Source organism: Neorhizobium sp. CSC1952 (genome assembly GCF_030378245.1).
In the GTDB taxonomy this organism is placed as follows: Bacteria; Pseudomonadota; Alphaproteobacteria; order Rhizobiales; family Rhizobiaceae; genus Neorhizobium; species Neorhizobium oryzae_A.
Genome location: NZ_CP128416.1, coordinates 2,074,151 through 2,086,748, shown reverse-complemented (window position 1 = coordinate 2,086,748; position 12,598 = coordinate 2,074,151). Strand labels below are relative to the sequence as shown.

Annotated in this window: 12 protein-coding genes; all 12 read right to left on the bottom strand. The window is 62.6% G+C overall.

Features of this window, described 5'->3' with window-relative positions; genetic code table 11:
- Window positions 1-11: 11 nt before the first annotated feature.
- Window positions 12-716 carry a GntR family transcriptional regulator gene (locus QTA58_RS10360; RefSeq protein WP_085419820.1) on the bottom strand — a complete coding sequence of 235 codons (705 nt, stop codon included), beginning with the start codon at window positions 714-716 and terminating at the stop codon, window positions 12-14.
- Window positions 717-927: 211 nt separating this feature from the next.
- A complete protein-coding gene (locus QTA58_RS10355) occupies window positions 928-1,800 on the bottom strand; it encodes an NAD(P)-dependent oxidoreductase (RefSeq protein ID WP_289672706.1) in 873 nt (290 codons plus the stop codon).
- Between the two features lie 15 nt (window positions 1,801-1,815).
- The gene (locus tag QTA58_RS10350; protein WP_289672705.1) at window positions 1,816-2,871 is read right to left on the bottom strand and encodes a 4-oxalomesaconate tautomerase; all 1,056 of its coding nucleotides are present in this window, start codon (window positions 2,869-2,871) and stop codon (window positions 1,816-1,818) included.
- Between the two features lie 174 nt (window positions 2,872-3,045).
- Window positions 3,046-3,717, bottom strand: coding sequence for a 4-carboxy-4-hydroxy-2-oxoadipate aldolase/oxaloacetate decarboxylase (locus tag QTA58_RS10345; RefSeq protein WP_289672704.1), 672 nt, complete (start codon window positions 3,715-3,717; stop codon window positions 3,046-3,048).
- A 16-nt stretch (window positions 3,718-3,733) separates the two neighbouring features.
- Complete coding sequence (locus QTA58_RS10340; protein ID WP_085419823.1) at window positions 3,734-4,462, bottom strand: PIG-L deacetylase family protein; 729 nt, start codon at window positions 4,460-4,462, stop codon at window positions 3,734-3,736.
- Between the two features lie 10 nt (window positions 4,463-4,472).
- The gene (locus QTA58_RS10335; protein ID WP_289672703.1) at window positions 4,473-5,429 is read right to left on the bottom strand and encodes a VOC family protein; all 957 of its coding nucleotides are present in this window, start codon (window positions 5,427-5,429) and stop codon (window positions 4,473-4,475) included.
- A 271-nt stretch (window positions 5,430-5,700) separates the two neighbouring features.
- Complete coding sequence (locus QTA58_RS10330) at window positions 5,701-6,354, bottom strand: TerC family protein (protein WP_289672702.1); 654 nt, start codon at window positions 6,352-6,354, stop codon at window positions 5,701-5,703.
- A gap of 338 nt (window positions 6,355-6,692) precedes the next feature.
- The gene (locus QTA58_RS10325) at window positions 6,693-7,574 is read right to left on the bottom strand and encodes an ABC transporter permease (RefSeq protein WP_289672701.1); all 882 of its coding nucleotides are present in this window, start codon (window positions 7,572-7,574) and stop codon (window positions 6,693-6,695) included.
- A gap of 11 nt (window positions 7,575-7,585) precedes the next feature.
- Window positions 7,586-8,512, bottom strand: a complete 927-nt coding sequence (locus QTA58_RS10320; protein WP_289672700.1) for an ABC transporter permease — start codon at window positions 8,510-8,512, stop codon at window positions 7,586-7,588.
- A gap of 11 nt (window positions 8,513-8,523) precedes the next feature.
- Window positions 8,524-9,507 (bottom strand): ABC transporter ATP-binding protein, encoded by a 984-nt coding sequence (locus QTA58_RS10315; protein ID WP_289672699.1) that lies wholly within the window; start codon window positions 9,505-9,507, stop codon window positions 8,524-8,526.
- Window positions 9,504-10,517 (bottom strand): ABC transporter ATP-binding protein, encoded by a 1,014-nt coding sequence (locus tag QTA58_RS10310; RefSeq protein ID WP_289672698.1) that lies wholly within the window; start codon window positions 10,515-10,517, stop codon window positions 9,504-9,506. The genes QTA58_RS10315 and QTA58_RS10310 overlap by 4 nt, the downstream gene beginning before the upstream one ends.
- A gap of 113 nt (window positions 10,518-10,630) precedes the next feature.
- Entirely contained in the window at window positions 10,631-12,268 is a 1,638-nt protein-coding gene (locus tag QTA58_RS10305; protein WP_289672697.1) for an ABC transporter substrate-binding protein, read from the bottom strand.
- Window positions 12,269-12,598 lie beyond the last annotated feature (330 nt).

Sequence of the window (12,598 nt, the reverse complement as noted above, 5' to 3'; positions counted from 1 at the left end):
TGCAGAATGCGTCAGGAGTTGAGGAGGACGAGACCCGGAACGGTCAGCATCAGTTCCGGATTCTCGAAGACGGCATATTCGAGGTTCTTCCTGGCGATCCGCGCGTGCTCGCGGGCGATGAATTCCGCGCGCGCGCCCTCACGTCCGGCAATCGCCGAAACCATCGATCGGTGCTGATCCTGCGCGACATGAAGAGACTGGCGGAAAGCCGCGACATGCGCCCGGCCGGAGAGAAAAGCGGAGGGAGAGGCGAAGGGCAGCCGCGTCGCGCGCTCGACTTCGCGCTGGATCACCGTACTGCCGGAGAGCTCGACAAGTGCGATGTGAAACTTCGCGTTCGCCTCGGAATAAGCCTCCAGATCCACATCATCCGAAGCTTGGCCGAAACAATCCTCCAGTCGCGCCAGCAGTTCGCGGAGTTGATCGAGCCCCGCCTGCAATACGCCGCGTTCGGCTGCAAGCCGGGCAGCCGTGCCCTCCAGCACGCCGCGCAATTCGATCGCATCGACCGCGTCCGCATAGGTGAAGCTTCGCACGACGAAGCCGCCATTCGCCAGACGGTCGAGCAATCCTTCTTCCGCCAGGCGCGACATGACCTCGCGCACGGGCGTGCGGGAAATCTGCAGCGTCTCGGCGAGCGGAACCTCGAAAAGCCGGGTGCCGCCGGGATAGTCGCCGCTGAGGATCTTCTTGCGCAGCTCCATCAGCGCGCGCATCGTGTGGGTCGTTCTTGCACTCTCTTCCAAATCAGCACCTTTGCCTGTGGCGAGGGCGGCGCAACCTGCGCCTGTCGATCCGGAAATCTTAGCGGTATCCGATGATTTGGCCAAGTGTGGTGTATACAGGCAGTCGAGCACGCAAAAACAGCGCGTACTCTGCCCCAAAATGCTGGTGGGTATACAAGGCTGCGCCGAGAGATGCCGGGCGCTATTTCGCCGCCCGGCGCGCCGCAAGAACACTGGCCACGGTGTCTCGAAGATCACCGGAAGGCTTCACGCCGCTGGCCGCCATGGCGTCCTGAATGGCGGCGGTCTCCCGTGCAATCCCGCCGTTGAGCCCGAGCGCATCGAGCGTGACGCCGCTTTCGCGCATTTCGGCAGCGCGGCGGCGGCCGTGGCGGGTCGTGCGTTCGAACTGGTAATCGGGGAATTTCGACCAGTCGAGGCCGGGAAAGCTCTGAGACAGCGAGGAAACGATCTCCTCGAAACAGCCGGATGCTTCCGCGGCAAGCAGCGCCTCGACGGTGATCGCCTCCAGGCCTTTGACGAAGACGGAGCGCACCATCTTGATGGCGGTCGCCGAACCCGGCGCTTCACCGGCGACATCCGCGTTGAAACCGAGGCCGCGAAACCGCTCCAGAAGCGGGGCCGCCGGCTTGCCCGCAATGAGAACGGGGGTAGCATGCCCTTTCGGGTGCACCGGCGCCATGACGGCCATATCGAGATAATCGGCACCCGTTCCGTTGACGAGGGCGGCAGTCTCGCGTTTGCGGCCGGGCGAGACGGAATTGATGTCGATGAAGAGCGCGCCCTGGCCAAGATACGGAGCTATCGACTGAGCGGCGGCAAGGCTCTGGTCGGCGGTGACAGCGCTGAATATCCATTCGGCATCGGCAAGCCCTGCCGGCGATCCGGCGGGCTTCACGCCTCGGCTCGTCATTGCGGCCTGCATTTCTCCGGCGCTTTCGGCCCTGTCGAGCAGCAGGTCGTAAGCCCGGAATTCTCCGCTATCGAGCTTCGGTGCAAGGCTGTCGTGAAAGGCCCGAGCCGCTTCGCCGAAACCCAGGAACGCGATTCTCATATCTCTTGTCCCGTGCTAATCGCCAAAAACCACGCCGTCGAAGAGCTTGCGCGCCGTCCGCAGGACCGCAGCCCGATCGACCTCGCCATTCCTCACGGTAGCGATGACGCTCATCTCGCCCGTCGGATGCTCGATCGACAGAAGCTTTTCGTCCCCAGCCGGAATGACCGCAAGTTCCGATGCCGGGCCTTCGGGCAGCAGGCAGGCCGTCGCGACGCTGACGGCGCCGAGCACCCCGATCGCATCATGACAGGAATGCGGGATGAAGGTGCGCGTGGAAATCGCCCCGCCTGCCGCCGCCGGCGAGACCATCGTCATCTTCGGCACGGATTTCTTGGCGACATCGCCAAGGTTCATCATCGGTCCGGCTTTCAGGCGGATCGCCTCCAGCCTGGCGCGCAACTCCGGGTTCGCCTCGAGCTCCTTGGGGCTTTCCGTACCTTTGATGCCGAGCGCGTCGGCACGCATGACGACGCAGGGCATGCCGTTGTCGATCAGCGTGCAGGCTACGCCTTCGATCTCGTCCACCGCGTTTCCGGTCGGCAGCAGCGCACCGCAGGAAGAGCCGGCCGTATCGGCAAACACAATCGGTACCGGTGCGGATGTCCCGGGCACGCCGTCGATCCGGGCGTCGCCCTTGTAGTTCACCTTGCCGCCGGGCGTCTCGATCGTGGCGATCGCGATCTGCCCGGTATTCTCCATGAAGATGGAAACCTCGGTTTTCTCGCCTTTCACCGGCACCAGCCCGCGCTCGATGGCAAAGGGCCCGATGCCGGCAAGGATATTGCCGCAGTTCTGCGCGTCGGTGACGATCGGCTGATCGACGAAGACCTGCAGGAAGAGATAGTCGACGTCCACCCCTTCCCGCTCGGATTTCTTCACCACCGCGACCTTGGAGGTCAGCGGATGAGCGCCGCCCATTCCGTCGATCTGGCGTGGATCGGGCGATCCCATCACGCGCAGGAGAAAACCGTCACGGTCGGCCGGCAGGTCCTCCGCGAGGAAATACCCGCCTTTCGAAGTGCCGCCACGCATCCACATGCACCGGACGCCGGTTTCGGTTTCAGTCATTGTCATCTCCCTCTTCTCCCCTGTCGGAAAAGGAGAAGCAACCTTCGCTGCCGTGCGTGCCGGAAAAGGCTTCAACCCTCTCCGCCGTCATCCTCGGGCTTGTCCCGAGGATCTGCAAACGGTCGATGCGGGTAGTCCTCGGGACAAGCCCGAGGATGACGGGCAACGGACCACTCAAATATACTTCAAACCCTTTTCGGCGAGCCGCCCGCGCATGTCGTAGATGTCGAGACCGAGTTCGCCGGCGGCAAGCCGCTTGCGCTTGGCGTCTTCCACCGCCACGCGCGCTTCCGCCTTCTTCGCCACCGCTTCCGCCTCTTCGCGCAGCACGACGCACACGCCGTCGTCATCGGCGACGATCACGTCACCCGGTCGGACATAGGCGCCGGCGCAGACGACCGGCACGTTGACGGAGCCGAGCGTCTCCTTGACCGTGCCCTGCGCGAAGATCGCCTTGGACCAGACCGGGAATTTCATTTCGGTCAGATCGGCCACATCGCGGACGCCCGCATCGATGATCAGACCCTTGCAGCCCCGCGCCAATGCCGAGGTGGCGAGAAGGTCGCCGAAATAACCGTCCTCGCAAGGGCTGGTCGGGGCGAGTAGCAGGATGTCGCCGGTCTTGATCTGCTCGATCGCCACATGAACCATCCAGTTGTCGCCGGGAGGCGCCGAGATCGTGACGGCACTCGCCGCCAGACGGGCACCCGGATAGATCGGCCGCATGTAGCTCGCCAAGAGACCCTTTCGGCCCTGCGCCTCATGAACCGTGGCGACGCCGCAGGCGGCCAGCCGGTCGATCACCGACTGATCCGCGCGCTCGATATTCTGAACGACGACCGACATCAGAGCTCATCCCTTATCAGAGTTCATCGACGGTGCGCGGGAAGACCGACTGGAAACCTTCCGCGTGGGTCGACTTGCGGCCGCCGGACTGGCCGCCGGAATTGCGCATGAAATGGTTGCCGCGGTTTTCAGCGACGTTCTTGTAGAAGTCCCACAAGTGCTCCTGGCCCTCCATGCACTGGATTGCCGCCCACTTCTTTTCCCAGACGGGCGAGATATCGAGAAACACGTCCGGCTTCCACTCCATCTGTTCTGTCTGGTGCGGTTCGAAAAGATAGAGCTGCGGCGCGCCGAGAACCTTTTCGCCGGGATTGTGGCCCCAGGCCTGGGCGATCATCCGGGCATCGAGCGCCACCTGCGTCGCATACATATGGTCGGTGTTGTAGGGATCCCACTTGGAATGGGAGAGCATGAATTCCGGCTGCACCTTGCGGATGACGTCCACCAGCTTGAACTTCGCTTCCTGATCAACGACGAGCGGGTAGTCACCGAGGTCGAAGAACTGGATGTCGGTGACGTCGAGAGCCTTGGCAGCCGCTTCCGCTTCCTTGCGGCGGGCAGCTTTCACCTTCTCCAGCGTCATGCCCGGATTTTTCCAGAGCTTGGCGCTTTCGCCGCGCTCGCCATAGGACAGGCACACGACGGTGACCTCGTAGCCCTTCTCCTCGTGAAGCGCGATCGCGCCGCCGCAACGCCAGACGAAATCCGCTGAATGGGCGCTGATGACCAATGCTGTCTTTGCCATGGGATACCTCTTACTTGTGCGCGACGGGGGGCGTGCCGTGCGTATGGAAAGTCTCGATCGTCTTCATGCCCCAGGCCTGGCCCTTCTTGCGGTCCGCCTCGGACCAGACGACCGGCTTCCAGTCCGGACGCAGGATCAGGCGCGCGCTGGCATTGGCGAGCTCGACGCGGTTGCCGGCCGGCTCCCAGACATAGAGGAAGAACGTCCCCTGGATCGCGTGTTTGTGCGGACCGGATTCGATATGCACGCCATTTTCCAGGAAGATGTCGGCGGCACGCAGGATGTCCTCGCGCTGGTCGCAGGCATAGGTGACGTGGTGGAAGCGGCCGTGCGAACCCGTATGATCCTCGGAGCAGGCGAGATCGTAGGTCTTGTTGTTGATGGTGAACCAGCAGCCACCGAGACGGCCGTTGTCGAGCTGGATCATCTCGGTGACGCGGCTGCCGAGGGCCGTCACCATGAACTCGCGGATCTGGCTGACATCGGCCGCAAGCAGGTTCACGTGATCGAGGCGGCGCGGGCAGGCGCCGCGGCCGTGGTAACGCTGGGCGATGTTCTTCAGCGCCGGCTTTTCTTCCGGCGGCGCCACATATTCCCTGGTGTCGAAATAGAGTTCGAAGAGATGGTCATCAGGGCTCTTGAACTGATAGGCGCGGCCATGTCCGAGATCGCCGTCGGTCCAGCCGATACCCCAACCCCTCTCCTCGATCACCTTGACGCGGCGCTCCAGCGCCTCCGGAGAAGCGGCGCGATAACCGATATGCCCGACGCCGGTCGTATGATGCTTGGTGAGCTTCAGCGTGTGGAATTCATAATCGTCATAAGCACGCAGATAGACGCTGTCGCCTTCCCGGCCGCTTTCCGTCAGTCCGTAGACGCGGGTGAAGAAGTCGAGCGTCTCGTCGAAGCGGTCGGAATAAAGTTCCACATGGCCCAGATGGGCGACATCGTAACAGGGTTCGGTCATAGCTTTTCCCAGATGATCACTCACGAGCGCCCGGCAGACAGGCGCATTCTCCTCCAAATCGAACCCGCGTCCTCCACCCGCAACGCGATCGGCGCGCAGGCGCCAAGCTCGGATGAAGACATAAAAGCAGATCAGCCGCCTGACGAATAGGTTCTGCTGCCGCGGCATAAGTTTTGGTTGAGACAGGGAAAACGGTTCGGTGAAAGAGGGGGCGGAACCGGAACGCCCGGAAGGGGAATGGCACGGCGGCTTGCCGTGCCATTCCAAGCGATTACAGGCCGAGATACGGCATGACCTCGTGGGCACCGCGCCAGATCATTTCAAGCGCGACGTAGAGGATGACGGCGAGACCGACATAGGCGATCCAGCGGTGCTTGTTGAGCAGGCGGGCAATGAAGCTTGCCGCAACGCCCATGAGAGCGATCGACAGGACGAGGCCGAAAATCAGGGCCTCGGGATGCTCGTGGGCGGCACCGGCGACGGCGAGAACATTGTCGAGCGACATGGACACGTCGGCAATGATGATCTGCCAGGCGGCCTGGGCGAAAGTCTTGCGCGGCGCTCCGCCGGCGACCGTCCCGTCCGCATTGAGATCGGCATTCGCAAGCGCTTCGCTTGCCTCGTCTTCATGGTGATGCGGGGTGCGCAGCTCGCGCCACATTTTCCAGCAGACCCAGAGCAGCAGGATGCCACCGGCGAGCAGCAGGCCGACGATCTGCAGAAGCTGCGTCGTGGCAAGCGCGAAGCCGATACGCAGAACGGTGGCTGCGATGATACCGACGAGGATCGCTTTCGCCCGCTGTTCCTTCGGAAGGCCGGCGGCTGCAAGGCCGATGACGATCGCATTGTCGCCGGCCAGCACGAGGTCGATCATGATAACTTGCAGGAGCGCGGTAATCGCCTCCGGCGTAAAGAATTCCATCATTTGGCACCCAATCTATTAAAGCGCGGGTGAGTGCCCTCACCGTGGATCGAGACAAGCTTGAAACGCTTACGACCGGCATACCGCCTGTCGTAGGTCATCGCCGTTATCGTCGCGTGATGTCCACGAACTCCAGGCACCCAAGTTGGACAACCAGTCCGACATCACAGTTCAACGATGAACTGTCAGAGGGGCCCGGTCCTGGTGGCGTGAGATTTAGCTGTATGATTGCGGAAACTCAAGTGGCCAGTTTATGAAACAATACCGGATTCTGCCATATTTACTTCGCATCGTTACTGATTGCCCATCGCGTTCCCGACCCACCCTCGCTATCTCCGGCGTTACGAGATGGTCGGGTCGAGCCTGTCGCGAAGCCAGTCGCCGACGATGCTGATCGACAGGGTGGTCAGCATGATCACGATCGACGGCGCGAGCATGATCCATGGGGCGCGGGTCAGATATTCGCGGCCGAAGCCCACCATATTGCCGAGGCTCGTCTCCGGCGGCTGAACGCCCAGGCCGAGGAAGGAAAGACCACTCTCCATCAGGATGATTTCGGGGAAGGTCAGCGTCATCGATACGATCAACGTCGAGGCGACATTCGGCAGAATGTGCCGGAAATAGACCCGCGCAGGCGTTGCGCCGAGCTGCACCACCGAGGCCGCGTAGCCTTGCGCGCCGGCGGAAATCGCAAGGCCGCGGGCGATGCGCGCATAACGCTCCCAGCCGTAGAACCCCATGAGACAGACGAGCAGCACCATGGAGGAACCGAAGAAGGCAAGCACGGCCAGAGACATGATGAGAAACGGCAGCGCTGCCTGAAAGTCGGCCAGCACGAGCACGAGGTGTTCCACGAAACCGCGGAATTGCGCAGCAGCGAAGCCGAGCACTGTGCCGAACACCGCCGAGATGATCGTCGCTCCGAAAGCGATGACCAGCGATACGCGGATCGACTGGATGAGGCGCGAAAGCACGTCGCGGCCAAGCTCGTCGGTACCGAGAAGATGTTTCAACCCGCCCGGATGCGAAAGACGGCTCGTCAGATCCATAGCCGTTATATTGTACGGGCGGATCTGGTCGGCGAAAATCGCGACCGCGACCATGGCGAAAAGCCAGAGAATACCGAGGCCGACGGTGAATGGCAGGTTGCGGCGAAGCCGTGTGATGAATACCGCATACCAGCGCGGCGCCCGCAGGGTCCCCGACAGATCGATCGAAGCCATCTCTCTTCTCCTCAATGCGACGCGGCGGAGCGCAGACGGGGGTCGAGCCAGCCATAGAGGAGGTCGACGGCCAGATTGGAAACGACCATCGCGGCAGCGATGATCAGCAGGATGCATTGCACGACGGCGAGGTCGCGATTGCTGACCGACACGACCAGCAGACGCCCGATCCCGGGCCACGAAAAGATCGATTCGACCACCACCGCGCCGGCGATCAGCGAGCCCACCATGAAGCCGACGATCGTGACGATCGGCACGGCGGCGTTCGGCAGCGCATGGCTCCAGACGACGTCGCGCCATTTGAGGCCCTTGGCGGAAGCGGTCCGGATATAAGGCTGGCCCATGACTTCGATCATCGCACTGCGGGAGAAGCGGGCCAGGATGCCAATTCCTCCGATGCTCATGGTAAGGGTCGGCAGGATGCCATGCATCCAGGTGTCCTGACCGCCGGAGGGCAGCACACCGAGAATGACGGCGAAGATGAGCACCAGCAGAAGACCCATGACGAAGGACGGGATGGTGAAGCCGAAAACGGCAAGCAGGATCACTCCGCGATCGGTGAAGCTCTGGCGGTGCAGCGCCGCATAGACGCCGGCCGGGATGCCGATCATCAGTTTCAGGAACAATGCCGGTACGGTGAGCTGCAGCGTCGCAGGCACGCGCTGCAGAACGAGATCGAGCGCGGATGCCTTGTCCCGCATGGAGACGCCGAAATCACCGGTGAAAATGGATTTGATATAGGCGAGATATTGTATCCACAACGGTTGGTCGAGGCCCCAGGCGCGGCGGAAGGCATCGACGGATTCCTGAGGGGTATCAGGGCCGAGCATCACCTGCGCCGGATCGCCCGACATGCGCAGGACGACGAAAGCGAAGGTCACCACGGCAAGGATGGTGATCGCTGCCCTGAGAATTCGCACGGCTATGAAACGGATCATCCCAACCTCCCCTATGCCGCGATCGCCGCGGTTTCGTCGGTCACCACATGACAGGCAGCCGTCCGGCCGTCGCCGATCTGCCGAAGCTCCGGCACGACGGCACGGCAGACATCCCGTGCCAGCGGGCAGCGCGGATGGAAGGCGCACCCGGGCGGGCGGCTGGCGGGGTTCGGCGGCTCGCCCTGGAGGATGACGCGCCCTTCCAGACGCTTGCCGGGAACCGGCACGCTCGAAACGAGCGCCTTGGTGTAGGGATGCTGCGGCGATTGGAAGATGACGTCGGACGATGCCTCCTCGACGATCCGGCCGAGATACATGACCGCCACGCGATCGGCGATGTTGCGCACGACCTTCAGATCATGGCTGATGAACACCATGGCGATGCCGTTCTCTGCCTGCAGGTCGCGCAGCATGTTGACGACCTGGGCCTGGATGGAGACGTCGAGCGCGGAAACCGGCTCGTCGCAGACGAGAAGCTTCGGACGGGCGGCGAGCGCCCGGGCGATGACCGCACGTTGGCGCTGCCCACCGGAAAGCTCGTGCGGATAGTGCCCCGCCTGATCCGGACGCAGGCCGACCGCGGCCATCAACTCGGCGACGCGAGCGGCCTGATGCTGTTTCGGAATGATCTTGTGAATCTCCAGCGGTTCGCCGACTTGCGCCGCGATCGTCAGGCGGCGATCGAGCGCGGCCAGGGGGTCCTGATAGATAAGCTGCATCTTGGCGCGCAAAGCCCGCCATTCCGGCGTGCGGAGCGGCGGCATGGGTTTACCTTCGAAGCGAACCTCTCCGCCCTGAGCGGTGTCGATGCCGAGCAGCATGCGTCCGAGGGTCGATTTGCCGGAACCGGATTCGCCCACGATGCCGAGCGTCTCGCCCGGCTTGACGGCCAGCGAAATCTCATCCACGGCGCGGACCGGATGCGGCCGGCCGAAAAGGCCACGGCGGACTTGATATACGCGGACGAGATCGCTCGCCTCGATGAGCGCGGTCATTGCAGCATCTCCTCTGCCACTTTGCTCTTCGTCCCGGCACGCTCCTCGGCCGGTACCGGCCGTGTGCAGGCAAGCTGCCTCCCATCGCTCAAGGACAGGAGCGGCGGACGCTCGCTCCGGCAGGCTTCGACCGCCCGCGAACAGCGCGGCGAGAAGGCGCAGCCCTCCGGCAGGTGTTTGGGATTGGGAACCGTGCCGAGGATCGGGATCAGTCTCTGGCGGGGGCCGTCGATCCTCGGGATCGCATCGAACAGGCCGCGTGTATAGGGGTGGCGCGGTTCGGAAAAGAGCTGTGCGGTCGTGCCTTCCTCGACGATCCGGCCGGCATACATGACGCAGACCCGCTCGCAGACCTGACTGACAGCCCCGAGATCATGGCTGATGAAGACCGTCGCCATTCCGGTCTCCGCTCTCAACTGGATCAGGAGGTCGAGTATCTGCGCCTGGATCGTCGCATCGAGCGCCGTGGTCGGCTCGTCGGCAACCAGCAAGTCCGGTTCGCCGGCAAGCGCCATGGCGATCATCAGACGCTGACACTGCCCGCCGGAAAATTCATGGGGATAGAGATCGAAGCGACGGCGCGGATCGGGAATGCCGACCATGTCCAGCAGCCGAAGTGCCTCGGCCTTGCCGGCTTCGCCCTTGAGCCCGCGATGAATAGCCAACGTTTCCGTGATCTGTCGGCCAATGCGCAACACGGGATTGAGCGAGCTCGAAGGGTCCTGGAAGATCATCGCGATCCGCCCGCCCCGCACCCGCTCGAAACTCTCGCGCGTGCCGCCGGAGATTTCATGTCCCTGCAACCGGACCGAACCGGTGACGCTGGCCTTCCCCGGAAGCAGTCCCAGCGCGGCAAGCCAGGTGACCGATTTGCCGCAACCCGATTCGCCGACGAGCCCGAGCGCCTCGCCCCGCCGGACATCGAGGTTGATGCCGTGCAAAACCTGGACGCCGTCGAAGGCGACTTTCAGGTCGCGCAATTCCACGAGATTGGACGATGCTGCACCCATATCCGCTTCCAATCCTGCCTCTTGCCGTCTCCGGCCCTTCAGGCATTTTCATCATAGAAAACAAAAAGGCTCCGGCGGCCTGTCAGGTCGCCGGAGCGGAACGGAGAATCCGGTCAGAGAACCCAGTTCGAGGCACGGAAGTCCATGGCGAAGGCCGGAGCCGCCTTCCACTTCAGGGAGGACTTCATGCCTGTGAACACGGCGTTCTGATGCAGGACCTGATAGACGGGGTCTTCGCGTTCGCAGATTTCCAGCATGCGGGCGATGGCCTTCTTGCGCAGCGCACGATCGGTCGAGGTCTCCATCACCGCGGAAAGCTGGTTCAGCTCGGCATTGGTCCAGTCCTTCTTCTGCTGGACCTCGCCGTTGGGCCCGAATTGCACGACCATCGGCGTGATCGGATCGTTGATGGTGTTGGAGGCAGACCAGTCGCGGACGCCCTTGGCGCCGGCCGGATCGTGGATCTGTCCCCAGTTCTCCTTCATCTCGATCTCGACGTTCAGGCCCACCTGCTTCCACATCTCGACCATGATCTGCGCATTGGCGGTCTGGTTGGTGTAGTAGTTGTTGAGCAGGCGGTAGGGGATCGCATCACCCTTGTAATTGGCCTGCTTCAGCAGGTCCCGCGCCAGTTCGGGATTGTATTCCGGAGGTGCCCAGCCTTCGATGAACATGTCCGCGGCACCGAAGGATTCGAACTGCAATCCCGCCGGGATCACGGTTTTACCTGCCCACAGCGCTTCGACGATCGCCTTGCGGTCGATGGAATGCGTCATCGCGCGACGGACGAGCGGATTGGCAAGAACCGGGTTCTGGACGTTGAAAACCGAAACGCGATGGTTCCAGATGGTCGAGCTCTGGACTTCGAGGCCGGAAGCGGCCTGAACGGCAGCGATCTGGTCCGGCGGAAGGTCGCAGGCAAAGTCGTATTCGCCGGAGAGCAGGCCGTTGACGCGGGAGGCGACTTCCGGAACCTCGACGAAACGGATCTGCTCCAGCGGCGGACGGCCACCCCAATATTCGTCGAATGCCACCAGGGTCAGCGATACGTCCGGCTTGTATTCGCCGACCATGTAGGGACCTGTCGTAACAGGCTTGCGCGCCCAGTCGGTATAGCTGGGAGCCTCGTCCCAGGCCCGGCGATTGGCGATCTGGCTGCCGCCGGAATAGAGGCGGCCTTCCAGCGTCACGTCCGGCGTCGCATTGTGAAGGCGGACCGTATATTTGTCGACGGCTTCGATACCGGCGAGCGCCGGCCACAGGCGACGGCCCACGCCGGGCACGGATGCCGGCAGTTCCTTGACGGTCGCCGGCTTGTGCTCGTCGGCGAAGATGGTCTTGCCACCGGCCGGTTCGGTATTGCCGAAAACGCGCTCCTTGGAGAAGCTGAAGATCACGTCGTCAGCCGTCAGTTCATCACCATTGTGGAACTTCACGCCCTGGCGCAGCTTCAATTCGAGGGTCTTGTCGTCGATGCGCTTCCATTCGGTCGCAAGACCCGGAACAGGGCCCTGGTTACCCATCCAGTCGCGCAGGATCAGGCCTTCCCAAAGGTTCGGAAAGAAAACACGTTCGCCGACATTCGACTGCTCGTACCAGATGTCGAGCGTGTTGTTGTTGGTGATCTTCTGCACGGCGATCGTGACGGAGGGGCGCTTTCCACCCTGGGCGATCGAGAAGCGGGGCAGGATCAGCGAGCCGGCGGCAGCGCCGGCCAGGCCGAGCGTGCTGCGACGGGTAAGGTTGACCATGGAAGTCTCTCCTTTGGCTTCAGGTTGATGATCGGACTCGTCCGGCCCCCTGCACGGGAGCCGAAATGCTTGCTCGGAGAGTCTGGCATTTGCACCTGGGGGATCGCGCCCCTGGCTTGCAACGATGGGAAGAGAATTCTTCGCGCTCGCCACCACCCCGAAATTGCGGGGGTATTTCGCGGGACTGTGTATCAGTTCCGTGACGCTATCTTTGCGATTTGATGAAATTGAACACGGATGCAAATTTCGCGAAACCGTGTTACAAATGTAATATTGCCGACACAAAATTCTGAAATGGAAACTGCGGCCGGATTTCTTCTTCGGCACGTC

What these genes read in the sequence shown, in the direction of transcription:
- QTA58_RS10360 (WP_085419820.1), bottom strand. Translation starts at nt 716, where the DNA reads ATGCGCGCGCTGATGGAGCTGCGCAAGAAGATCCTCAGCGGCGACTAT.
- QTA58_RS10355 (WP_289672706.1), bottom strand. Translation starts at nt 1,800, where the DNA reads ATGAGAATCGCGTTCCTGGGTTTCGGCGAAGCGGCTCGGGCCTTTCAC.
- QTA58_RS10350 (WP_289672705.1), bottom strand. Translation starts at nt 2,871, where the DNA reads ATGACTGAAACCGAAACCGGCGTCCGGTGCATGTGGATGCGTGGCGGC.
- QTA58_RS10345 (WP_289672704.1), bottom strand. Translation starts at nt 3,717, where the DNA reads ATGTCGGTCGTCGTTCAGAATATCGAGCGCGCGGATCAGTCGGTGATC.
- QTA58_RS10340 (WP_085419823.1), bottom strand. Translation starts at nt 4,462, where the DNA reads ATGGCAAAGACAGCATTGGTCATCAGCGCCCATTCAGCGGATTTCGTC.
- QTA58_RS10335 (WP_289672703.1), bottom strand. Translation starts at nt 5,429, where the DNA reads ATGACCGAACCCTGTTACGATGTCGCCCATCTGGGCCATGTGGAACTT.
- QTA58_RS10330 (WP_289672702.1), bottom strand. Translation starts at nt 6,354, where the DNA reads ATGATGGAATTCTTTACGCCGGAGGCGATTACCGCGCTCCTGCAAGTT.
- QTA58_RS10325 (WP_289672701.1), bottom strand. Translation starts at nt 7,574, where the DNA reads ATGGCTTCGATCGATCTGTCGGGGACCCTGCGGGCGCCGCGCTGGTAT.
- QTA58_RS10320 (WP_289672700.1), bottom strand. Translation starts at nt 8,512, where the DNA reads ATGATCCGTTTCATAGCCGTGCGAATTCTCAGGGCAGCGATCACCATC.
- QTA58_RS10315 (WP_289672699.1), bottom strand. Translation starts at nt 9,507, where the DNA reads ATGACCGCGCTCATCGAGGCGAGCGATCTCGTCCGCGTATATCAAGTC.
- QTA58_RS10310 (WP_289672698.1), bottom strand. Translation starts at nt 10,517, where the DNA reads ATGGGTGCAGCATCGTCCAATCTCGTGGAATTGCGCGACCTGAAAGTC.
- QTA58_RS10305 (WP_289672697.1), bottom strand. Translation starts at nt 12,268, where the DNA reads ATGGTCAACCTTACCCGTCGCAGCACGCTCGGCCTGGCCGGCGCTGCC.